This is a genomic window from Stutzerimonas stutzeri (genome assembly GCF_002909485.1).
Classification (GTDB): Bacteria; Pseudomonadota; Gammaproteobacteria; order Pseudomonadales; family Pseudomonadaceae; genus Stutzerimonas; species Stutzerimonas stutzeri_AH.
In genome coordinates, this window is record NZ_PPXG01000002.1 from 567,952 (window position 1) to 588,546 (window position 20,595).

Consider the following 20,595-nt stretch of genomic DNA (forward strand, 5'->3'; position numbering starts at 1 on the left):
TAAGGAGGCATAATTATGCGGGAAACAAAAGAGCAGCCTATCTGGTACGGGAAGGTGTTTAGTTCTAATTGGGTGGAGGCGCGGGGAGGTGTTGCCAATGTTGTCGACCCGTCCAATGGAGATATTCTTGGCATTACGGGCGTTGCTAACGGCGAAGATGTCGATGCTGCTGTGAACGCAGCTAAGAGAGCGCAAAAGGAATGGGCCGCAATACCATTTAGTGAAAGAGCCGCCATTGTCCGCAAGGCTGCCGAAAAACTAAAGGAGCGCGAACATGAGTTCGCCGATTGGAACGTGCGGGAATGCGGCGCAATTCGTCCGAAGGGCTTATGGGAGGCCGGAATTGCGTATGAGCAAATGCATCAAGCTGCGGGTTTAGCTTATTTGTCTAACGGTACGTTGTTTCCATCGGCAGTTCCAGGGCGCATGAATCTTTGTCAGCGCGTTCCAGTTGGCGTGGTCGGTGTAATTGCACCTTGGAATTTCCCGTTGTTTTTAGCAATGCGTTCGGTAGCACCAGCCTTAGCGTTGGGTAATGCGGTGATCTTAAAGCCCGACCTTCAGACTGCTGTCACCGGGGGGGCGCTCATTGCCGAGATCTTTTCCGACGCTGGCATGCCGGACGGTGTTCTTCACGTTCTTCCTGGTGGAGCGGACGTAGGAGAGTCAATGGTTGCGAACTCCGGAATTAACATGATTTCTTTTACCGGGTCCACACAGGTGGGCCGGTTGATCGGAGAGAAATGCGGGAGAATGCTGAAAAAGGTTGCGCTTGAACTGGGTGGTAACAATGTCCACATCGTGTTGCCTGACGCCGATTTAGATGGGGCTGTCAGCTGCGCTGCTTGGGGTACGTTCTTGCATCAGGGCCAAGTGTGCATGGCCGCCGGACGTCATTTAGTACATAGGGACGTTGCCCAGCAATATGCAGAGAAACTGGCGCTACGTGCGAAGAACTTAGTGGTGGGGGATCCAAACTCGGATCGAGTGCATCTCGGCCCACTTATCAATGATAAACAGGTAGTTCGCGTCCACGCGCTCGTCGAATCTGCACAAAGCGCCGGTGCTAAGGTTTTGGCGGGAGGTACATATCAAGATCGCTACTACCAAGCTACCGTAATCATGGACGTGAAGCCGGAGATGGAGGTTTTCAAATCTGAAATTTTCGGCCCGGTGGCTCCGATCACTGTATTTGACAGTATTGAAGAGGCGATTGAATTAGCAAACTGTTCGGAGTATGGCTTGGCCGCATCTATCCATACTAGGGCGTTGGCGACTGGTCTAGACATCGCAAAGCGTCTAAATACCGGTATGGTCCATATTAATGACCAGCCAATTAACTGTGAGCCGCATGTTCCCTTCGGAGGAATGGGTGCCTCGGGTAGCGGAGGCCGGTTTGGCGGACCTGCAAGTATTGAAGAATTTACTCAATCTCAATGGATTAGTATGGTTGAGAAGCCAGCTAATTACCCATTCTGAGTCGACAATAATAAAGTAGGAGGATATATGGACACGCTTCGTTATTACCTGATTCCTGTTGTTACTGCTTGCGGGCTGATCGGATTTTACTATGGTGGCTATTGGGTTTGGCTTGGGGCGGCAACATTCCCTGTACTGATGGTGCTTGATGTCATTTTACCGAAGGATTTTTCGGCCAGAAAGGTAAGTCCCTTTTTCGCAGACCTTACCCAGTATTTGCAGTTACCATTAATGATCGGTCTATATGGGCTCCTTGTCTTTGGAGTTGAAAACGGGCGTATCGAACTTAGTGAGCCGTTACAAGTGGCAGGGTGCATTCTTTCTTTGGCTTGGCTTAGTGGTGTGCCAACTCTTCCGGTTTCGCATGAGTTGATGCATCGTCGCCACTGGTTGCCTCGGAAAATGGCGCAGCTATTGGCTATGTTTTATGGTGATCCGAACCGAGACATTGCCCATGTCAACACGCATCACCTTTACTTAGATACGCCTCTCGATAGCGATACTCCGTACCGTGGTCAGACAATTTACAGTTTCGTGATCAGTGCGACAGTTGGTTCCGTCAAAGATGCGATAAAGATTGAGGCTGAAACTTTACGTAGAAAAGGACAGTCACCGTGGAATTTGTCCAACAAAACATATCAATATGTCGCACTCCTGCTCGCTCTGCCTGGCCTGGTTGCTTATCTGGGCGGGCCAGCATTAGGGTTGGTTACGATTGCTTCGATGATTATTGCGAAAGGGATAGTCGAGGGTTTTAATTACTTTCAACACTATGGTTTAGTACGCGATCTAGATAAGCCTATCCTCCTGCACCACGCGTGGAATCATATGGGAACAATTGTGCGCCCGCTGGGTTGCGAAATTACTAACCATATCAATCATCATATTGACGGCTATACACGGTTCTATGAGTTGCGTCCGGAAAAAGAAGCCCCGCAGATGCCTTCGCTCTTTGTGTGTTTCCTTCTAGGGCTTATTCCGCCTCTTTGGTTCGCTCTCATTGCAAAACCAAAGTTGAAAGATTGGGACCAGCGGTACGCAACTCCAGGTGAGCGCGAACTGGCTATGGCTGCTAATAAAAAAGCGGGATGGCCACTGTGGTGTGAAAGTGAACTGGGGCGGGGCGGGCTAGCTAGCATTTGATAATACAGGCAGTCTAAATCGTTTCGACTGAGACCGTAGATAAGCGAAGAGCGAACGAAATCTACGGTCTCTTTTTGAAAAAAAACGTTCCAAATCGGACAAATTTTCCGTTTTTTATAATTAACGGGCGTCTAACTGAGCGATGGGTTTATGAATGAGTTTTTTTAAGAAAATCTCTGGTTTATTTGTGCCGCCTCGGGAATCTACCGTTTCAGTTAGAGGGCAGGGGTTTCAGTTTAAGGTGCCACGCGGGCAAACCATTCTGGAAAGCGCTCTGCATCAAGGAATTGCCTTTCCGCATGATTGCAAAGTCGGATCTTGTGGGACATGTAAATATAAACTGATATCTGGCAGGGTGAATGAGTTGACCTCTTCTGCTATGGGTCTGAGTGGCGATCTGTATCAGTCCGGCTATCGTTTGGGTTGTCAATGCATACCAAAAGAAGATCTCGAGATAGAGCTAGACACAGTGCTCGGGCAGGCGTTAGTTCCAATAGAAACGAGTGCCTTGATTAGTAAGCAGAAACGGCTGGCGCACGATATAATCGAGATGGAAGTAGTGCCCGATAAGCAGATAGCCTTCTACCCCGGCCAGTATGCAGATGTAGAATGTGCAGAATGCTCTGCTGTAAGGAGTTATTCCTTTTCCGCTCCGCCCCAACCTGACGGCTCCCTGAGCTTCCATGTTCGCCTTGTCCCAGGTGGAGTTTTCAGTGGTTGGCTATTTGGTGGCGATCGTACGGGAGCGACACTAACCCTGCGAGCGCCTTATGGACAGTTCGGGCTCCATGAGAGCAATGCCACGATGGTCTGCGTAGCCGGCGGAACGGGGCTTGCTCCAATTAAATGTGTTTTGCAGAGCATGACCCAGGCCCAGCGAGAGCGTGATGTGTTGTTGTTCTTTGGAGCTCGTCAACAACGTGACCTATATTGCCTCGACGAAATAGAAGCGCTGCAACTCGATTGGGCTGGGCGCTTCGAGCTTATTCCAGTTTTGTCCGAAGAGTCTTCTACGTCGTCATGGAAAGGGAAACGTGGCATGGTAACCGAGTATTTTAAGGAGTACCTCACGGGGCAGCCTTATGAAGGATACCTTTGCGGGCCGCCCCCTATGGTGGACGCTGCCGAGACCGAGCTCGTTCGACTTGGTGTTGCGCGGGAATTAGTGTTTGCGGACCGTTTTTATAATAGACCTCCTTGCTAGCAGTAGCAGAAGTTTACAAGTTTAACTGTGGTTCGATGCATAGTCGAGCTTACGGGTATTCGAGCTAATCGGTAAATTTATGATTGGAATCGTCTTTCGGCAAAAAATTGATGGCGGTGAGATAAATAGGTTGTTGTCCAAAAGTTGGTAAATATCGGTTTATAGCTTTAGTCTGGAATAAAGAAGGAGATGGAAATGGAAATCAAAGCGGCAATAGTTCGCCAAAAAAATGGCCCGTTCTTACTTGAGCATGTAGCTCTTAATGAGCCAGCTGAAGATCAGGTTCTCGTTAGATTGGTTGCAACCGGGCTGTGTCATACGGATCTGGTTTGTCGCGATCAGCATTATCCGGTTCCACTACCGATGGTATTTGGGCATGAAGGGGCTGGTGTGGTTGAGCGTGTTGGGTCCGCGGTCAAAAAGGTTAAGCCGGGCGATCATGTTGTTTTGACATTTTATACCTGCGGGAGCTGTGATGCTTGTCTTTCCGGAGACCCTACTAGTTGTGCAAACTCATTTGGCCCTAACTTTATGGGGCGCTCGGTAACCGGGGAGTGCACCATCCACGATCACCAAGGGGCAGAGGTGGGAGCAAGCTTTTTTGGGCAGTCCTCCTTTGCGACATATGCGCTATCTTATGAACGCAACACTGTGAAGGTTACAAAAGACGTACCGCTTGAGTTGCTTGGGCCTCTTGGTTGTGGCATTCAAACTGGCGCAGGGTCTGTTCTGAATGCGCTTAATCCGCCAGCGGGTTCTGCTATCGCAATTTTTGGTGCTGGGGCAGTTGGTCTTTCGGCCGTGATGGCTGCCGTTGTAGCAGGTTGTACCACCATCATCGCTGTCGACGTTAAGGAAAACCGGCTGGAACTAGCCAGTGAACTTGGGGCGACGCACATTATTAACCCGGCCGCTAACGATCCCATTGTGGCGATCAAAGAGATATTCGCTGACGGTGTTCCGTATGTATTGGAGACTAGCGGTTTGCCCGCCGTGCTTACGCAGGCGATCCACAGCTCTGCTATAGGCGGTGAGATCGGTATTGTAGGTGCGCCACCTATGGGGGCCACAGTTCCCGTTGACATTAACTTCCTGCTATTCAATCGTAAGCTTCGTGGAATCGTTGAGGGTCAGTCGATCTCGGATATTTTCATTCCCAGGCTGGTGGAGCTTTATCGTCAGGGGAAGTTTCCGTTTGACAAGCTGATTAAGTTTTATCCTTTTGATGAAATCAATCGAGCCGCCGAAGATTCGGAAAAAGGCGTGACGCTTAAGCCGGTACTCCGGATTGGTTGACGCGTGCTGGTAGAAATGCGCGGCCCGTGCGGAACTTTTCCAACGTTGCGTAGAGAATGTGTTGTTCGATGTTGTTTTCCCCATATAAAAACGTTAATAAACGGTGAAGCATATGAAAATAAAAAATTTACCCAATAAGGTAATTAGTGGTGTGATCTTGGGTATCGCATCAAGCCATGCGATAGCGACGGATGGTTTGTTCTTGGAGGGCTTTGGAGCAATTTCTAGGAGCATGGGTGGAACGGCTGTTGCGCATTATGTCGGGCCCGCGTCGATGATGGTCAACCCAGCGACCATGGATTTATCTGATTCTGCCGGCGAACTGTTGCTCGGATTCGATCTTTTCACTACAGACATTAGCGCCACTAACCCGGAGACCGGGGAGCATGTGTCGTCGAGTGACCATTCGAACAACAGAGGACCCTATGTTGCCCCCCAGTTTGCTTATATCCACAAGGTTTCCAACTGGACCTTCGGTGCGGGCGTGTTTGCACAAGCCGGTGTAGGGGTGGAATATGGGGATGACAGTTTTTTGTCGCGCGGTGATGTTGGTGGAAAGGGTTATGCTGCCGGGGCGGATACCGGTCTTGAAAATGCGAGCCGTTTGTTTATCCTTGATATACCTTTTGCTGCGAGCTTTAAAGTTAACGATCGCCTGACCATTGGCGGTTCACTTGATGCCAAGTGGACTGGCTTGAATCTTGATTATTTACTTGGAATGAACCAGCTAGGTAGTCTAGCGGGGGATGGGCGAGCGTCCGGCTCCTTAATGGGGGTGATTGGAACCTTGCCCGACCCACGGGGTGTCCATTTGAGCGTTAGCAAAAACAAAGAGATTTCGAGTGGCGTTGATGGGTGGGGGTATTCGGGCAGATTAGGGTTATTGTACAAGGTGGCCCCCACAACGAATGTGGGTGTCTCCTACATGTTCAAAAGTCACATGAACGACTTGAAAGGGAAGGGGACTGTTACAGCGGTGGACGGTATTGCCGGTAATGTGCCTATCGAAGGCGAGGTTCGGTTTTTGGACTTCAATACGCCAGCCAAGCTTGATGTGGGTATCAGCCATCAGGTCACGGATAAATGGTTGATCGCTTTTGATGTTTCTCGCGTTTTCTGGAAGGATGCTTTGAAGGACATTAAATTGGGGTTCGCCAGTGGGATGGGCGATGTTGACTTAAAGCTGCCGCAGGATGCCAAGGATCAAACGATCATGGCGATTGGCACGTCGTATGCGGCAACCCCGCGTTTAACCCTGCGAGCAGGATACCGTCATGCCACGCAGCCATTCAATGACGAAGGGCTGCTGGCGCTGATTCCAGCAGTGCTACAGGATCATGCCTCTTTAGGATTTAGTTATCAGTTATCCAAATCAGGCAGATTCGATGCTGCCTACTCGCACGCCTTCAAGGAAAGTATGACCAACCGGTCGGCTTACAACACCTCATCGCCCGTGAAATCGTCCATGGCGCAAGATAATTTCGTCCTGGCCTATAATTATTCATTCTGATTAAAACGCTTATCGTAAGCCTCTGAAGTTCGAACTGATCAATTTGAGCCGCTATCTTTGTTGGCTCAATCTTCGGGTTCAATAGCTATCTGGTTAACTAGCCTGGTAGGCATGAGTGGCTACTGAGATGTGCATTGCAGGTCAGGTTGGTGGCGATAAGTCTTGATGCTGGCTTAAGATCATAATATTAGCAAGGAGGCGGACTGAAAGTTGCACTTGCGTATTCGTTAGCGATACTTCTTGACCGTCTTTGAGCGAGCAAGTAAGTCAATGTGCTATCGATGGAATGAGCTTACTGGAAGACCGCTGGTTTTCTTCGTTGCTATATTCTAGCAATGCCACATTATTGGGGGCGGCGAGTGGCGGCCGTCATTCTATAAAGACACCAAATTGAGGAGCAACTGATGGAGCTTGTGAAGTGGATATTCTGGTGGATGGTAGCGGCTGCTTCGGGCGGGTTACTTTTAGCCCTGCTGACGGCTATAAAGGTGCGTTACCCTTCGTGGTTGAGGTTGGCGCACGGTGGGCTCGCCTTCGCGGGACTCGTGACGCTGGTCTATGCGTTGTTTAGCGGCGGGCCCGATGCTTCGATTCCGCAGGCCGCTTTCTGGGCGCTGGGCCTGCTGGTAGCAGCCTTTCTGGGAGGGGCGTTGTTTTTTGGGGTGCTGTTCCGTAACGCCAAGCCTTGGTGGGCGATCATCGGGCACGGCGGCTTGGCGTTGGCGGGCGTTGTCGTGCTATTTATGGCCGCCTATTAAGGCGCGAGGGTGCCTTGCACCTGCACCGTCTGTTTGGTGGCGCGGATTATAGCTGCACGACAGTTCCGATAGTGTGGACGTGGGCGCATCAGTTTTTTTGGGGGTATAAAGAGCCGACTCAGGTGGGGGACCAGTAAGCGCACCTCATGAATTAACCCGGCTTATTCATGAGGCCGACCTGAAAACGAAGATAGCGGATGGTATTCTCTCGGAAATTCAGTGTGTTCCGCCAAGAACATGAACCAAGAGAGCCATCCGCTATGGGTGAAAGCCTTCCGCCTGGACGCACTCCTGAAACGGCGCTGTTCGTGTCGAGCTGAGCGGCCAGCGCACCACCAGCGACAGCGGTGCTCTGTTGTTGCGTGAAACCCTCGAACAGCGGCGTGATCGAGGCGCTGGAGGACAATCTGATCGACCTCCGCAACCCGCTGCGCATCCGTCATTCGCTGGCCAGCCAGCTTCGCACTCTGGTGCTGCAGCGCGCGATGGGCTGGATCGATCTCAGCGATACCGGCACGCTGCGCCGTGACCCGCTCTGGCAGTTGGCCTGCAGCGGTGCGCGTGGCATGAAGCCCCTAGCTCAGGGTCGGCTGTCTCAAGCCACGCTGTCGCGGCTGCTGACCTGCATGGGGCGAAATGACAACATCGATGCTGTGCATGAAGACCTGCTGCTGTTGGTGGTCTGGCGTCTGACCTCGCTGAAGCATGGCCAACGCCCCGAGCAGCTGACGCTGGACATCGACGGCGTGCCGATCGATGTCCACGGCCACTAGGGTGGCTCGGCGTTTCATGGGCTTTACAGCGCACGGATTTACTCACCGCTGGTGGCCTCGCTGGCCGAAACGGGCGACATGGTGGGTGGCCTGCTGCGCAGCCACATCGGCCTGCAGAAGCTGGCGGCACCGCACCTGAAGCGGCCACCGGGCCGTCAACCCGAGCAGCCTCGGGAGTGGTGCCACGACCTTGAGTACCAGGCTGGTTCCTGGCCGACGCCACGGCGCGTGGTGCTGGTGGTGCTGGTGCTGGTGCTGGTGGTGCAGGAACGCCCCGATGACCTGTTGGTGCATGCCTTCTTCCTGGTCACCAACCTCGGCAAGTTCGACTGGCCATCGGAGAAGATCCTGGCGCTCTCCGCAAGCGAGGCAGCGCCGAGGCGTACATGGGCAAGGTCAAGTCGGCGCTCGACGCACACCTCTCATCGACTGATCGCGGCGCCTCCACTGTCTAGGACGCGATGGCCCGCAACGAGGTGAGCCTGCTGCTCAGCCTCTACGCCGGAGCTGTGGCGCCCACCAAGAGCGCTGCAGAAAAGTTTAAGTTGTGTATGCCATCGAGACGGCAGGAGGGGTCTGGCGAATAACACGGCGCAACTGGTGACACTATTCGCGCTGTCGAATCGGTGGATGGCACGCCCGCATTTACTGACGAACGCAGGAGAGGTGCACCTGTAGTGAGGGGAATGGCTACCGCGAGTTGCTCGCGGCGGCTGATTGATTTGCCGCTTTTAAAATCAGCGGAGGCTGAAGTCAGCCAGAAATGCATGGCTACTTCAGAGGATCCTTAGCACCGCTGCCTAGTAGCCTGTCGGACTTGAGTTCACGAGAGGGGCATCAGGAGCGAAGGCGAAGCCATTCGTCCGCTGCCGGCAGCGACGTGCCTACGAGATCCAGCGGTCGAGCAGGCTAGCGGCGTCATCCGGTGCGGGGCGTGCTTGATAGCGTTGGCGCAATGCCTCTTTCAGGCGCAAGGCACGCGCTGTCTTCAGGCCGCTGCGCTGCAGCCAATGCATGCTGTCGATCTGTTTGCGATACCAGTGCGCCGCGCGCTTGAGCAACGCCCAACGACTGCCTTTTAGCTCCGGCGCGAGCTTCACTTCCGCACGCCGAACCTGGTCGAGCGCCCGACTGGCCAGCGCCACCACATGAAATGGATCGAAGGCGAGGCGCGCCTGCGGATGCTGCTTGGCCGCGCCCGCCTGGAAGGCCCTGGGCAGTCGATACCAATGTCGGTGATCGCGTCGGGCTCGCCACCATACGCACGCAGATCGGCTGCGAACGTCGCAAAGGTCTGGGCATCCCGGCCCGGCGTGGCGAACAGCAAGCGCCGCGCATCGGTATTATGGAACAACGTCACGTAGAGCGCTGGCCGCGACGGGCGTTAGTCTCGTCCACACACGGCCGCCGCGCCGCGCTGAAGTTCACCGCGTGCACCCCACCCACGGCGGTGGGCATCGATGAGACGCGAAACTGGAAGAAGTGCAGGTGCTGCCAACGGCGCTCGCCCCGGTCGTGGATTGGCTGCTCCGGCGCAGGGCACGCCGGACACGGCAAGCGCTAGCTTGGTACTCTACGAAGTAGATCACGTGAATCCGGTTCGCAGCCCGTTCCGATTGTTTGCGGCAGATTCCAGCCGACCACCGCAGCATCCCACCATCCAGACGACTGCGGAACGGCGTGATGATACCCCTTGGCAACCCGCTGCCCCCTTGCCGCCGTGTGCCGGCCTTGGCCTTGGCGCTGATCATCGCGCTGGCCGGCGCATCGCCCGCATCGGCCGGCGATGCTGCCGCTGAACACGAGCAACTGGCCGCGCTCGCCCGCCAACTCGACCTGATCGACCGCCTGGCCGAGCACGCCGCCAGTACCACGCCGCAGGCGCGCGCCCGCTACCACTTCGACTACGCCCGGCTGCGTGCCGACCTGACGCGCGTGCGTACCGGCGTGCAGGACTACCTCGTGCCCCAGCGCGCCCAGCCGCGCGATCCCGTCCCGCTGGCCGGCGATTACGTTCGCCGTGACCGCGCCGACGACGAGGAGCCGTCGCCATGACGCCCTCTGCCGATCAGGTCGCCGCCTTCCAGGCCAACGGCGGCTTTGCGCCTTCGGCCGTCGCTGCCGTGGTGCTGGGCTTCGTGTTCGCCGTGTTGCTGCTGTGGGGCGTGTGGGCCATGCGCACCGCCTACGTCGGCTGGGCCGAGCACCGCATCACTGAACGTCAGTTCCTCGCCGTCGTCGTGCGCTTCGTGGCGATGTACCTGGTGCTGACGTTCTTCCTCCTCTCCTGACCGTCACGAAGGGCCATACGCCATGAACACTCCAACGACATCCCATCGCATCCCGTCCCGCATCGCCGCACCGCTGCTGCCGCTGGCGCTCGCGGGCCTACCGCTGTCGGCCTTCGCGCAGGGCCTGCCGACCATGGAAGACCCATCGCGCGGCCAAGGCAGCGGCATCCTGCAGACCTTGCAGAACTACGGCTACGACATCGTGCTGCTGATCGCGCTGCTCGTGGTCGCCTCGATGTTCATCGGTGTCTGCTATCACGCCTACACACGCTACTCGGAGATCCACACCGGCCGCGCCACCTGGGGCCAGTTCGGCCTGACGGTCGCCGTGGGCGCGATCCTGCTGGTGGTCGGCATCTGGCTGCTCACCAAAGCCACCGGCGTGCTGTAAGGGCGGCAAGCGATGGCCGATCCTTCGGAGACCCCGCGCGACACGCTGGTGACCTTCCTGCCGCACCGGCTGAACCGCCAGCCGGTGGTCGTGCGCGGGCTGACCGCCGATGAGTTGTGGATCTGCGCCGGCCTGTCTGCCGCAGCCGGGTTCGCGCTCGGCCTGCCGCTGGCCTGGCTCACGCACAGCATCGCCATGGTGCCCACGCTGATCGTCGCCGGCATCGCGCTGGGCGTTTTCGTCGGCGGCGGCTTCCTGCGCGCGCAGAAGCGCGGTCGGCCCGACACCTGGCTGTACCGGCAGCTCCAGTGGCGGCTGGCCTTGCGGAATCCGGCGCTGGCAGCGCTCCTGGGCGGCCAGCGCCTCGTCACCCGCTCGGGCTACTGGACGACCCGGCGCAATGCCGATCGAGGTGCGCCATGAGTCGTTTCAAGAACGAGGTTGCGCATCTGCAGGCGCACGTGAAGACGCTGCGCTTGGGCGCCGGCGCGCTGTTCGCGGTGGCGCTGCTGCTCGGCTTCGGTTGGTGGAGTGCGCCGAAGAGTCTGACCATCCATGTGCCGCCGGACCTGCGCTCGGGCAGCACGCGCAAGTGGTGGGACGTGCCGCCCGAGAGCGTGTATGCCTTCTCGTTCTACATCTGGCAGCAGGTGCAGCGCTGGCCCACGAACGGCGAAGAAGACTATCCACGCAACCTGCGCGCGCTGTCGGCCTACCTGACACCGAGCTGCCGGGCCTTCCTGCAGCAGGACTACGAATACCGGCGCGCCAGTGGCGAGCTGCGTCGGCGCGTGCGCGGCATCTACGAGATTCCCGGCCGCGGCTACGGCGATGATCCGGCCACGCGCGTCAAGGTGGTTTCCGGCCGCGATTGGATCGTCACGCTGGACGTGAGCGCGGACGAATACTACGGCTCCGAGCAGGTCAAGCGCGCCCTGGTGCGCTACCCCATCAAGGTCGTCCGGCTGGACATCGATCCCGAGCGCAACCCCTTTGGCCTGGCGCTGGACTGCTACGCCGGCGCACCCCAGCGCATCGAACCGCCGCCGACGCCGACCCAGACGGGCGCGCCCGCCAACGCCTCCGGCAGCCTGCAGAGAGGCTCCCCATGAAGTCCGTTGCCTTGTCGGCCCTGGCCGGCGTCCTGCTGATCCTCGGTTTCATGCCGGCCAGCCAGGCCGTGGAAATCCTGCGCTGGGAGCGCCTGCCCCTGCCGGTGCCGCTGGTGGTCGGCCAGGAGCGCGTGGTCTTCATCGACCGCAATGTGCGCGTCGGCGTGCCGGCCGGCGTCGGCGACCAGCTGCGCGTGCAGAGTGCGGGCGGCGCGATCTACCTGCGGGCGAGCGAGCCGATTCCGCCCATACGGCTGCAACTGCAGGACGTGGAATCCGGCGCGCTGATCCTGCTCGACATCGCCGCCGAGCCGGCGCAGGACGGCCAGGCGCCGCTGGAGCCGGTGCGCATCGTGGCAGCAGAGGCCCCCCCCAAGCGCTACGGCGGCGGTGCGGCAGGCGGCGCGGACGAGCAGGCCGATGCGCCCGTAGACGAATCCGTTCCCCGGCGCGAAACGCCGCTACCGGTCGTGCTGACGCGCCATGCCGCACAGAACCTGTACGCGCCGCTGCGCACCGTCGAGCCGGTGTCCGGCATCGGGCGCGTGAACCTGCGCCGCGACCTCGCGCTGGATACCTTGCTGCCGACGCTGCCGGTGCACGCGCGGGCACTGGCCGCGTGGCGCCTGGAAGACCAGTGGGTGACGGCCGTGCGGCTCACCAACACCGCCGCGCGCTGGCTCGACCTCGACCCGCGCGCGCTGCAGGGGCACTTCGTGGCGGCGACCTTCCAGCATCCGAACCTGGGGCCGGCCGGCACCCCGTCCGACACCACGGTGCTCTACCTGGTAACGCGCGGCCACGGCCTGGCCGAGTCGCTGCTGCCGGCGCTGAGCCCGATCGACGCCACCGTGAACCTGCCGCCGGCCGCCGCGGCCGGCTCGACCGGAGGAGCGCGCGATTGAAGAGTAATCCGCTGCTCAAGTGGCTGCTGATCCCGATGGCGCTGCTGCTGGTGGTCGTCGGCATCAAACTGTTCTCCGGCGCCCCCGGCGGCCAGCCCGCCCCCAAGGGCGCGGCCGGTACGCTCACGCCCGAGGAGATGAAGGCCCTGGGCATCGCCGGCGACACGCCACGCGATACCGTCGCCACCCTGGTCGCGCAGGTAAAGCAGCTGCGCACCGAGCTGCAGAGCGCGCTCGGCGACAACAGGCAGCACAAGGCCGAGAACGAGCGCCTGCGGGCGCGGGAAGGCGCGATCGACCAGCGCATCCAGAGCGCGCTGGAAGGCGAACGCCACCGCCTGGAGCAGGAGCGCGCCCAGGTGGCCAGCGACCGGCAGCAGACCCAGGGTCTGCTGCAGGATCTGCAGCGGCAACTGGACGGCCTTGCCGGCGGTGGCCCGTCCGACCTGCCCGTCGGACTAGGGCTCGAAGAGGGTGACGGCCAGCGCTTCAACCGCGGCGTCGGTGGCACGCAGTGGGTCGAGCCCGACGACACCAAGGTCGACGCCAGGAACGGCAGCAAGGAGCCGAGCTTTCCCCTGAGCTTCGGGCCGGCCCAGAAAAGCCTGTCGGCCGCAGCGGAATCCGTCGCCGACGTCGGCAGCCGCGCGGTGGGCGCATCCACGAAGGCTGTCTACACCGTGCCGTCGAACTCGACGCTCATGGGGTCGATTGCCATGACGGCGCTGATCGGGCGCGTGCCGATCGATGGAACCGTCAACGATCCCTATCCGTTCAAGGTGCTGATCGGCCCGGACAACCTCACGGCCAACGGCATCGACATCCCCGACGTGGCCGGCGCTGTGGTCAGCGGCACGGCCTCGGGCGACTGGACGCTCTCGTGCGTGCGCGGGCAAATCCGCTCGGTCACGTTCGTGTTCCACGACGGCACCATCCGCACGGTGCCGGAGGACAGCAGCAAGGGCGGCAGCAGCGGCGGCAACTCGGGTCACAACGGCGCCAGCATCCAAGGGGGCCTGGGCTGGATCAGCGACCCCTACGGCATCCCCTGCGTCAGCGGCGAGCGGCGCAGCAACGCCCAGCAGTACCTGGGCAGCCAGGCGCTCATCACCGCGGCGGGCGCCGGCGCGGCCTCGCTCATCAAGTCCGACAACGGCAGCGTGGCCGTGGTCGCCAACAACAACGGCTCGCTGGGCACCGTCGGCATCAGCGGCAACGAAGCGATGGGCCGCATCCTCGCGGGCGGCGTGCGCGACATGGCCGATTGGGTCAACAAGCTCTACGGCCAGGCCTTCGCGGCCGTTTACGTGCAGCCCGGCGCCAAGGTGGCCGTGCATCTGGAGCAGCCGCTCGACATCGACTACGACGCCAAGGGGCGTCGGGTCCACCACCGCACCGGAGAAACCCATGCCTCGGATCTGGATTGAGGCGGCCGCCGTGCTGCTGGCGGCCACCCTGCTCGGCGGCTGCGCCACCAGCAAGGAGAAGCTCCTGCCCCACGGCCACAACACCATGCTCGACATCTGGCATCAGGAGACCGGCGGCAGCGCGGGCGGCGGCCAGGCCGCGCGGCAACTGCTCGATGCGCGCCAGGGCCTGCGCCGGCCGCTGACCGAGGCCGCTGTGCAGGCGGCGCCCGGCGTGCAGGCGCGCTACACCCGTACCGCGCAGAACGAGATTCACCGCCAGTTCCACCGCCTGCCGAACCCCGACCTGGTGATGTACGTGTTCCCGCACCTGGCGGGCACCGACCCGGTGCCGGTGCCCGGCTACAGCACGGTGTTCCCGCTCTACCAGCGCGTGCAGTACGCGATGCCGGGCGAGCGCGTGGAGGACTACTGATGGCCTGGTCGCTGCCGTGGTCACGCAAGCCCGACGCTTCGCCTGCTGACGCCGTGGATGCGGCCGATGATGCCTGGGCACGGCACGTAACGGCGCTGGCGGCACAGGGTGTCGCCGAGCCGGGCAGCGCGCTCGGCCGGGGCCGGCGCAGGCCGGCCACCCAGGCCGACCACGATGCGCTCTATGGCGTCGCGCCGTCGTTCGCGGACTTGCTGCCCTGGGTCGAGTACCTGCCCGGCAGCAAGTGCATGTTGCTGGAAGACGGCCAGTCGGTGGCGGCCTTCTTCGAGCTGGCGCCGGTCGGCACCGAGGGCCGCGAGATGGCCTGGCTATGGCAGGCGCGCGATGCGCTGGAGAGCGCCCTGCAGGACTCCTTCGACGAGCTGGACGACAACCCCTGGGTGGTGCAGCTCTACGCCCAGGACGAGGCCGACTGGAACAACTATCTGCGCTCCCTGGCGAACTATCTGCAGCCGCGTGCGCAGGGAAGCGCGTTCAGCGACTTCTACCTGCGCTTCTTCGCCCATCACCTGCAGGCCATCGCCAAGCCGGGCGGCTTGTTCGAGGACACCACGGTGACGCGCCTGCCGTGGCGCGGCCAGGTCCGGCGCGTGCGCATGGTGGTCTATCGCCGCACGTCCGCGGCCCCGACCCCACAGCGCGGCCAGTCGCCCGAGCAGGCGCTGACCACGACCTGCGACCGCCTGGTCGGCGTGCTGGCGAATGCCGGCGTGAAAGCCCGGCGTCTCGGCGCGACGGACATCCACGCCTGGCTGCTGCGCTGGTTCAACCCGCATCCGACCCTGCTCGGCCCGAGCGCCGAAGACCGCGAGCGCTTCTATGCGCTGACCCGCTACCCGGAAGAGCGGGAAGAGGGCGAGATCGAACTCGCCAGCGGCACCGACTTCGCGCAGCGCCTGTTCTTCGGCAAGCCACGCTCGGACGTGCCCAACGGCCTTTGGTTCTTCGACAGCATGCCGCATCGGGTGATCGTGATGGATCGCCTGCGCACGCCACCCGTGACGGGCCATCTGACGGGCGAGACGCGCAAAGGCGGCGACGCCATGAACGCGCTGCTCGACCAGATGCCCGAGGACACGGTGATGTGCCTGACGCTGGTCGCCACGCCCCAGGACGTGCTGGAGGCGCACCTGAACCACCTCGCCAGGAAGGCCGTTGGCGAGACCCTGGCCTCGGAGCAGACCCGGCAGGACGTGCAGCAGGCGCGCGGCCTGATCGGTAGCGCGCACAAGCTCTACCGCGGCGCACTGGCGTTCTACCTGCGCGGCCGCGACCTGGCCCAGCTCGACGCGCGCGGCCTGCAACTCGTCAACGTGATGCTCAACGCGGGCCTGCAGCCGGTGCGCGAGGAAGACGAGGTGGCGCCGCTGAACAGCTATCTGCGCTGGCTGCCGTGCGTGTTCGATCCGGCTGCCGACAAGCGCCAGTGGTACACCCAGCTCATGTTCGCGCAACATGCGGCGAACCTGGCGCCGGTCTGGGGCCGCAGCCAGGGCACGGGGCATCCGGGCATCACGTTCTTCAACCGCGGCGGCGGCCCGATCACCTTCGATCCCTTGAACCGCCTCGACCGGCAGATGAACGCGCATCTGTTCCTGTTCGGCCCGACGGGTTCGGGCAAGAGCGCGACGCTCAACAACATCCTGAACCAGCTGACGGCGATCTACCGGCCGCGCCTGTTCATCGTCGAGGCGGGCAACAGCTTCGGCCTGTTCGGCGACTTCGCGGCACGGCTGGGCCTCACCGTGCACCGGGTGAAGCTCGCGCCCGGCGGGGGCGTCAGTCTGGCGCCGTTCGCCGACGCCTGGCGGCTGGTCGATACGCCGAGCCAGGTGCAGACGCTGGACGCCGATGCGCTCGACGAAGACCAGACCGATGCCGGCATGGCCGTGGAAGGCGACGAGCAGCGCGACGTGCTCGGCGAGCTGGAGATCACTGCACGGCTGATGATCACCGGCGGCGAGGACAAGGAAGAAGCGCGCATGACGCGCGCCGACCGCAGCCTGATCCGCCAGTGCATTCTCGATGCGGCCCGGCATTGTATGGCGGACGGACGCACGGTGCTCACGCGCGACGTGCGCGACGCGCTGCGCGAGCGCGCCGGCGATGCCACGCTGCCGGAGATGCGGCGCGCACGGCTGCTGGAGATGGCCGACGCCATGGACATGTTCTGCCAGGGCGTGGACGGCGAGATGTTCGACCGGTCCGGCACGCCGTGGCCGGAAGTCGACATCACCATCGTGGACCTGGCCACCTTCGCGCGCGAGGGCTACAACGCCCAACTCTCGATTGCCTACATCTCGCTCATCAACACCGTCAACAACATCGCCGAGCGCGACCAGTTCCTGGGCCGCCCGATCATCAACGTGACGGACGAAGGCCACATCATCACGAAGAACCCGCTGCTCGCGCCCTATGTGGTCAAGATCACCAAGATGTGGCGCAAGCTCGGCGCCTGGTTCTGGCTCGCCACGCAGAACCTGGACGACCTGCCGAAAGCGGCCGAGCCCATGCTCAACATGATCGAGTGGTGGATCTGCCTGTCGATGCCGCCCGATGAAGTCGAGAAGGTCGCGCGCTTCCGAGAACTCAACGCTTCGCAGAAGGCGCTGATGCTCTCGGCCCGCAAGGAAGCCGGCAAGTTCTCCGAAGGCGTGATCCTGTCCAAGTCGATGGAAGTTCTGTTCCGCGCCGTGCCGCCCAGCCTCTACCTGGCGATGGCGATGACCGAACCCGAGGAGAAGGCCGAACGCTTCCAGTTGATGCAGCAGCACGGCATCAGCGAGCTGGATGCCGCCTTCCGCGTGGCCGAGAAGGTCGACCGTGCGCGGGGCATCGAGCCGCTGGCGCTGGATGCATTGGCCTGAAGGAGGAACAGCATGCGCGTGCCTTCGTTCACTCGACGCCATACCCTGATCGCGCTGCTGGTCGCGGCGGTGGGCGCCGCCGGGTGGTTGCTCCTGCGCACGCCCGACGCGGCCCCGGAGTTCATGCATCCGATCACGACCGTGCCCGAGCCACCGAAGCCGGCTGGCCCGCCCTGGCTGTATGGCCGTGCCGATGCGCGCTTCACGGTGGTCGGGTACGCCGACCTGGAGTGCCCGTACTGTCGGGCCTACTTCCCCACGCTCAAGCGCTGGATAGACGCCCATCCCGAGGTGAACTGGCGGTGGCACACCACCTGCCGCTGTCCATGCACGAGCCGGCCGCGACTGCCGGGGCACGCCTGGCCGAGTGCGCGGGCGAGATCGGCGGACATGCCACGTTCTGGCAGGCGGTGGCCTGGCTCTACGCGAACACCCGCGGCGACGGCCAGGGCCTGCCGGAGGGCCTGCGCTATCCCGACCTCACGCCAGCCATGCAGGCTTGTCTCGACAGCGAGCGCCCCGATGCCGTAATCCATGCCCAGGCGGCGGAAGCCGCACAGCGGGGCATCGCGGCCACGCCGGCCCTGCAACTGCGCGACCGCGAGTCCGGCAAGACCCTCCTGCTGCACGGTCCCGTCGAAGGCGATGCCTTGCTGTCTGCCATCGACCTGCTCGCCGCCGGCAGCACGACCGCAGCCGAACCCGCCCATTCCCCAGACATGCCCACCGGCGTCGCCGGTGACATGCCCAGGTAGCCATCGATCTTCGAGGCTACGGCGCGGCTCGTGCGCGTTGATCGAAACCCGTTCGCATCGCATCCCTTGACGCGAACAGCCACTGCATCCGCGGTGGTGGATGCCCGCTCGTCACCTGTTCCATCCCCATCGCCCCCAGGAGGGTTTGCCCTCCAGGGGCAGGCGCCCTCCGATCTCATCCATTGGAGGTTCGCCATGTCTCTTGTCATCGCCGACTCCCGCCCGGAGTCGCTCACCCTGCTCGCCGCCCAGCACGAAGACTGGATCATCCGGCAGGCCATCACCCTGCTGGAGAACCGCGTGTTCAAGGCCGGTCCGGCGCTGGGCAGTCCCGCCGCCGTGCGCGACTACCTGCGCCTGAAAGTGGTCGCGGAGCCGAACGAAATCTTCGCCATCGTGTTTCTCGACAACCAGCACCAGGTGCTCGCCTTTGAGCCGCTGTTCAAGGGCACGGTCGACCAGACTTCGGTGTATCCGAGGGGGGTTGTCCAGCGTGCGCTGGCGCTCAACGCTTCGGCGCTGATCCTGGCGCATCAGCACCCCTCGGGGACCACCGAGCCCTCGGCCGCTGATCGTGCGATCACCGAGCGGCTGAAGAGCGCCCTGGCCACCGTCGATGTCCGAGTGCTGGACCACTTCATCGTCGGCAAGGGCAGCCCGTACTCGTTCGCCGAAGCCGGCTTGTTGTAGCACCACCACCCCACGCGCATTCCTTTCATCACCGCGGGAGCCCTTGGCTCCCGTTTCTTTTCGCCGGCCCGCAGAGAATCGGGACTGACCGGTTTCGGTTTCTTTGTCGTCCCCTGATCTGCGTTGCGCTCGACTACGAGTCTGCATCGACTCCGCGGAGGCGCGACATGCCGGCTCATTCCCTCAACCTTCCTGCCGCCTCGCGGCGCCCCCTGGCCGCCCGGCTGGCCGCTGGACTGTGCGCCGCGCTGCTCGGTCCCATCGCAGCGGCCGCCGATGTGCTCGTCGTCACCGACAGCCGTCATCCGGTGCAGGCCCCGGCCGGCGTGCGGATCATCGAGCTGGACCAGGCCACGCGCATCGAGGTCGAACTCGCCGCGCACCTGCAGGCCGACCCGCAACAGGCCGCAGCCGTGGTGCGCCAGCGACTGCGCGATGGCGGCGATGCGCTACAACGCCGCATCGGCCATGCCTACCAAGGTGTCGCAGATGCCTGGGGGCTGGTCATCGCCAAGATTCCCGCCGTGGTGGTCGATCGACGCTACGTGGTCTACGGCGAGCCCGACGTGCCCCGCGCCGTCGCGCGCATCAACGCCTACCGGAGCACGCAGCCATGAGCCTCCTGCTGGCATCCCGACGCCTGCGCACCACCGCCGCCTCGTTGCTGCTGAGCGCGGCCACGTCGACGTTCGCCCTGGACACCGCCACAATCGTCTCCTCGGCCCTGTCCCCCGACTGCCTCGAATACCGGGTGGTCGGAATCTGCTACTGGCTGTACTGCACGCCCTTCGGCTGCTCGGTGCGCACCTCCGTCAAGGTGCGCCACTATGTCCCCGATGCGGTGGTGTCGAGCTACTCGAACACCGGCGAAAACCCGTGGCTGGAAGTCAGGGCGATGAGCATGCGCAACCCGACCGCCAAGGCTGGCGGTGACGGCACGACCAATCACGACAACGAGAACAACCTCGCCAAGTTCAAGAACGCCGATGTCATCGGCCATCCGGCCGGGATGGTGTTCAGCCAGTTCGCCAGCGCCTCCGGCTACACCTGCGAAGGCGCTGGCACGGCCTTCATGCCGTATCTGCTGAGTACGCTCGACACGATCGCCTGGCGCTACAACATCCCGGAAGCGTTCTACCCCGAAGCGCTCATCCCCGGCCGGCGCGAAATCGGTACGCGCACCGGCCTGAACCTCTGGGGCAACGTGTATCCGCGCGGTGGCTTCCTGCACCAGACCGACGACTACAAGAGCGGCGCCGTGGTCGCGCAGCGCGCGGGCGACATCGTCACCCGCCGCAACCAGATTCATGTGTACCAGCCGCTGCTGGCCAACGCCCGCGACGGCTACTGGCCGGCCGGCGCGCTGATGGAGACCGACGCCTCGACGGGCAAGTGGCAGGAGCTGACGCCCACGCGCTCGAACAGTTGCGTGGTCTTCCCGCACAGCCGCACCCGCGTGCAGGCCCAGCAAGGCGACTACGCCTGGGCCTTGTGGCGGCCGTACTCCTGCTGCCAGCGCCGTGGCCAGGTCTTCCTCGGCAGCGTCGATTTCATGTGA

At 61.7% G+C, this 20,595-nt stretch carries 19 protein-coding genes and 3 pseudogenes; 21 read left to right on the forward strand and 1 reads right to left on the reverse strand.

From position 1 onward, the window contains the following. Nucleotides 1-15: 15 nt before the first annotated feature. From CXK91_RS06405 to CXK91_RS06440, 8 genes and pseudogenes are all read left to right on the forward strand, one after another. On the forward strand, nucleotides 16-1,479 hold the full coding sequence (locus CXK91_RS06405; RefSeq protein ID WP_004575907.1) for a benzaldehyde dehydrogenase: 1,464 nt from the start codon (nucleotides 16-18) through the stop codon (nucleotides 1,477-1,479). A 27-nt stretch (nucleotides 1,480-1,506) separates the two neighbouring features. Next, nucleotides 1,507-2,622: a xylene monooxygenase subunit XylM gene (gene xylM, locus CXK91_RS06410; protein WP_004575906.1), complete on the forward strand. Its 1,116-nt coding sequence runs from the start codon at nucleotides 1,507-1,509 to the stop codon at nucleotides 2,620-2,622. Between the two features lie 154 nt (nucleotides 2,623-2,776). Next, nucleotides 2,777-3,826 carry a 2Fe-2S iron-sulfur cluster-binding protein gene (locus CXK91_RS06415; RefSeq protein ID WP_103455383.1) on the forward strand — a complete coding sequence of 350 codons (1,050 nt, stop codon included), beginning with the start codon at nucleotides 2,777-2,779 and terminating at the stop codon, nucleotides 3,824-3,826. Between the two features lie 195 nt (nucleotides 3,827-4,021). Further along, complete coding sequence (locus CXK91_RS06420) at nucleotides 4,022-5,122, forward strand: NAD(P)-dependent alcohol dehydrogenase (RefSeq protein WP_045633711.1); 1,101 nt, start codon at nucleotides 4,022-4,024, stop codon at nucleotides 5,120-5,122. Between the two features lie 112 nt (nucleotides 5,123-5,234). Then, nucleotides 5,235-6,632 carry an OmpP1/FadL family transporter gene (locus CXK91_RS06425; RefSeq protein WP_103455384.1) on the forward strand — a complete coding sequence of 466 codons (1,398 nt, stop codon included), beginning with the start codon at nucleotides 5,235-5,237 and terminating at the stop codon, nucleotides 6,630-6,632. 404 nt (nucleotides 6,633-7,036) lie between these two features. Further along, nucleotides 7,037-7,390, forward strand: a complete 354-nt coding sequence (locus CXK91_RS06430) for a hypothetical protein (protein ID WP_011005926.1) — start codon at nucleotides 7,037-7,039, stop codon at nucleotides 7,388-7,390. Nucleotides 7,391-7,611: 221 nt separating this feature from the next. After that, nucleotides 7,612-8,615, forward strand: a pseudogene (locus CXK91_RS06435) (transposase); the annotation flags it as partial. Nucleotides 8,616-8,733: 118 nt separating this feature from the next. Further along, a pseudogene (locus tag CXK91_RS06440) lies at nucleotides 8,734-8,841 on the forward strand (IS5/IS1182 family transposase); the annotation flags it as partial. A gap of 206 nt (nucleotides 8,842-9,047) precedes the next feature. Here the strand turns inward: CXK91_RS06440 and CXK91_RS06445 are convergent. Further along, nucleotides 9,048-9,383: a transposase gene (locus tag CXK91_RS06445; protein ID WP_081262894.1), complete on the reverse strand. Its 336-nt coding sequence runs from the start codon at nucleotides 9,381-9,383 to the stop codon at nucleotides 9,048-9,050. Between the two features lie 463 nt (nucleotides 9,384-9,846). Here CXK91_RS06445 and CXK91_RS06450 point away from each other — a divergent pair, with 463 nt between their 5' ends. The 13 genes and pseudogenes from CXK91_RS06450 (at nucleotide 9,847) to CXK91_RS06510 (ending at nucleotide 20,595) form a co-directional block, all read left to right on the forward strand. Continuing rightward, nucleotides 9,847-10,218, forward strand: coding sequence for an RAQPRD family integrative conjugative element protein (locus tag CXK91_RS06450; RefSeq protein WP_045633952.1), 372 nt, complete (start codon nucleotides 9,847-9,849; stop codon nucleotides 10,216-10,218). Further along, complete coding sequence (locus tag CXK91_RS06455; protein ID WP_003294214.1) at nucleotides 10,215-10,454, forward strand: TIGR03758 family integrating conjugative element protein; 240 nt, start codon at nucleotides 10,215-10,217, stop codon at nucleotides 10,452-10,454. The genes CXK91_RS06450 and CXK91_RS06455 overlap by 4 nt, the downstream gene beginning before the upstream one ends. Nucleotides 10,455-10,476: 22 nt before the next feature. Then, nucleotides 10,477-10,845: a TIGR03745 family integrating conjugative element membrane protein gene (locus CXK91_RS06460; protein WP_045633951.1), complete on the forward strand. Its 369-nt coding sequence runs from the start codon at nucleotides 10,477-10,479 to the stop codon at nucleotides 10,843-10,845. Between the two features lie 12 nt (nucleotides 10,846-10,857). Continuing rightward, on the forward strand, nucleotides 10,858-11,268 hold the full coding sequence (locus CXK91_RS06465; RefSeq protein WP_045633950.1) for a TIGR03750 family conjugal transfer protein: 411 nt from the start codon (nucleotides 10,858-10,860) through the stop codon (nucleotides 11,266-11,268). Further along, nucleotides 11,265-11,957 (forward strand): PFL_4703 family integrating conjugative element protein, encoded by a 693-nt coding sequence (locus tag CXK91_RS06470; RefSeq protein ID WP_064481778.1) that lies wholly within the window; start codon nucleotides 11,265-11,267, stop codon nucleotides 11,955-11,957. Before CXK91_RS06465 ends, CXK91_RS06470 begins: the two co-directional genes overlap by 4 nt. Beyond that, nucleotides 11,954-12,862, forward strand: a complete 909-nt coding sequence (locus tag CXK91_RS06475) for a TIGR03749 family integrating conjugative element protein (protein ID WP_064481779.1) — start codon at nucleotides 11,954-11,956, stop codon at nucleotides 12,860-12,862. The genes CXK91_RS06470 and CXK91_RS06475 overlap by 4 nt, the downstream gene beginning before the upstream one ends. Beyond that, nucleotides 12,859-14,289, forward strand: a complete 1,431-nt coding sequence (locus tag CXK91_RS06480; protein ID WP_103455385.1) for a TIGR03752 family integrating conjugative element protein — start codon at nucleotides 12,859-12,861, stop codon at nucleotides 14,287-14,289. The genes CXK91_RS06475 and CXK91_RS06480 overlap by 4 nt, the downstream gene beginning before the upstream one ends. Beyond that, on the forward strand, nucleotides 14,270-14,704 hold the full coding sequence (locus CXK91_RS06485; protein WP_103455386.1) for a TIGR03751 family conjugal transfer lipoprotein: 435 nt from the start codon (nucleotides 14,270-14,272) through the stop codon (nucleotides 14,702-14,704). The genes CXK91_RS06480 and CXK91_RS06485 overlap by 20 nt, the downstream gene beginning before the upstream one ends. Then, nucleotides 14,704-17,592, forward strand: a complete 2,889-nt coding sequence (locus CXK91_RS06490) for a conjugative transfer ATPase (protein WP_064481781.1) — start codon at nucleotides 14,704-14,706, stop codon at nucleotides 17,590-17,592. Before CXK91_RS06485 ends, CXK91_RS06490 begins: the two co-directional genes overlap by 1 nt. A 12-nt stretch (nucleotides 17,593-17,604) precedes the next feature. Next, nucleotides 17,605-18,347, forward strand: a pseudogene (locus tag CXK91_RS06495) (DsbA family protein). A 195-nt stretch (nucleotides 18,348-18,542) separates the two neighbouring features. Next, a complete protein-coding gene (radC, locus tag CXK91_RS06500) occupies nucleotides 18,543-19,037 on the forward strand; it encodes a RadC family protein (RefSeq protein ID WP_064481782.1) in 495 nt (164 codons plus the stop codon). A 167-nt stretch (nucleotides 19,038-19,204) separates the two neighbouring features. After that, nucleotides 19,205-19,654: a TIGR03757 family integrating conjugative element protein gene (locus CXK91_RS06505; protein ID WP_064481783.1), complete on the forward strand. Its 450-nt coding sequence runs from the start codon at nucleotides 19,205-19,207 to the stop codon at nucleotides 19,652-19,654. Further along, a complete protein-coding gene (locus CXK91_RS06510) occupies nucleotides 19,651-20,595 on the forward strand; it encodes a TIGR03756 family integrating conjugative element protein (protein ID WP_064481784.1) in 945 nt (314 codons plus the stop codon). The genes CXK91_RS06505 and CXK91_RS06510 overlap by 4 nt, the downstream gene beginning before the upstream one ends.

Coding starts and splice junctions, on each gene's coding strand:
- CXK91_RS06405 (WP_004575907.1), top strand. CDS start 16: ATGCGGGAAACAAAAGAGCAGCCTATCTGGTACGGGAAGGTGTTTAGT.
- xylM (WP_004575906.1), top strand. CDS start 1,507: ATGGACACGCTTCGTTATTACCTGATTCCTGTTGTTACTGCTTGCGGG.
- CXK91_RS06415 (WP_103455383.1), top strand. CDS start 2,777: ATGAGTTTTTTTAAGAAAATCTCTGGTTTATTTGTGCCGCCTCGGGAA.
- CXK91_RS06420 (WP_045633711.1), top strand. CDS start 4,022: ATGGAAATCAAAGCGGCAATAGTTCGCCAAAAAAATGGCCCGTTCTTA.
- CXK91_RS06425 (WP_103455384.1), top strand. CDS start 5,235: ATGAAAATAAAAAATTTACCCAATAAGGTAATTAGTGGTGTGATCTTG.
- CXK91_RS06430 (WP_011005926.1), top strand. CDS start 7,037: ATGGAGCTTGTGAAGTGGATATTCTGGTGGATGGTAGCGGCTGCTTCG.
- CXK91_RS06450 (WP_045633952.1), top strand. CDS start 9,847: ATGATACCCCTTGGCAACCCGCTGCCCCCTTGCCGCCGTGTGCCGGCC.
- CXK91_RS06455 (WP_003294214.1), top strand. CDS start 10,215: ATGACGCCCTCTGCCGATCAGGTCGCCGCCTTCCAGGCCAACGGCGGC.
- CXK91_RS06460 (WP_045633951.1), top strand. CDS start 10,477: ATGAACACTCCAACGACATCCCATCGCATCCCGTCCCGCATCGCCGCA.
- CXK91_RS06465 (WP_045633950.1), top strand. CDS start 10,858: ATGGCCGATCCTTCGGAGACCCCGCGCGACACGCTGGTGACCTTCCTG.
- CXK91_RS06470 (WP_064481778.1), top strand. CDS start 11,265: ATGAGTCGTTTCAAGAACGAGGTTGCGCATCTGCAGGCGCACGTGAAG.
- CXK91_RS06475 (WP_064481779.1), top strand. CDS start 11,954: ATGAAGTCCGTTGCCTTGTCGGCCCTGGCCGGCGTCCTGCTGATCCTC.
- CXK91_RS06485 (WP_103455386.1), top strand. CDS start 14,270: ATGCCTCGGATCTGGATTGAGGCGGCCGCCGTGCTGCTGGCGGCCACC.
- CXK91_RS06490 (WP_064481781.1), top strand. CDS start 14,704: ATGGCCTGGTCGCTGCCGTGGTCACGCAAGCCCGACGCTTCGCCTGCT.
- radC (WP_064481782.1), top strand. CDS start 18,543: ATGTCTCTTGTCATCGCCGACTCCCGCCCGGAGTCGCTCACCCTGCTC.
- CXK91_RS06505 (WP_064481783.1), top strand. CDS start 19,205: ATGCCGGCTCATTCCCTCAACCTTCCTGCCGCCTCGCGGCGCCCCCTG.
- CXK91_RS06510 (WP_064481784.1), top strand. CDS start 19,651: ATGAGCCTCCTGCTGGCATCCCGACGCCTGCGCACCACCGCCGCCTCG.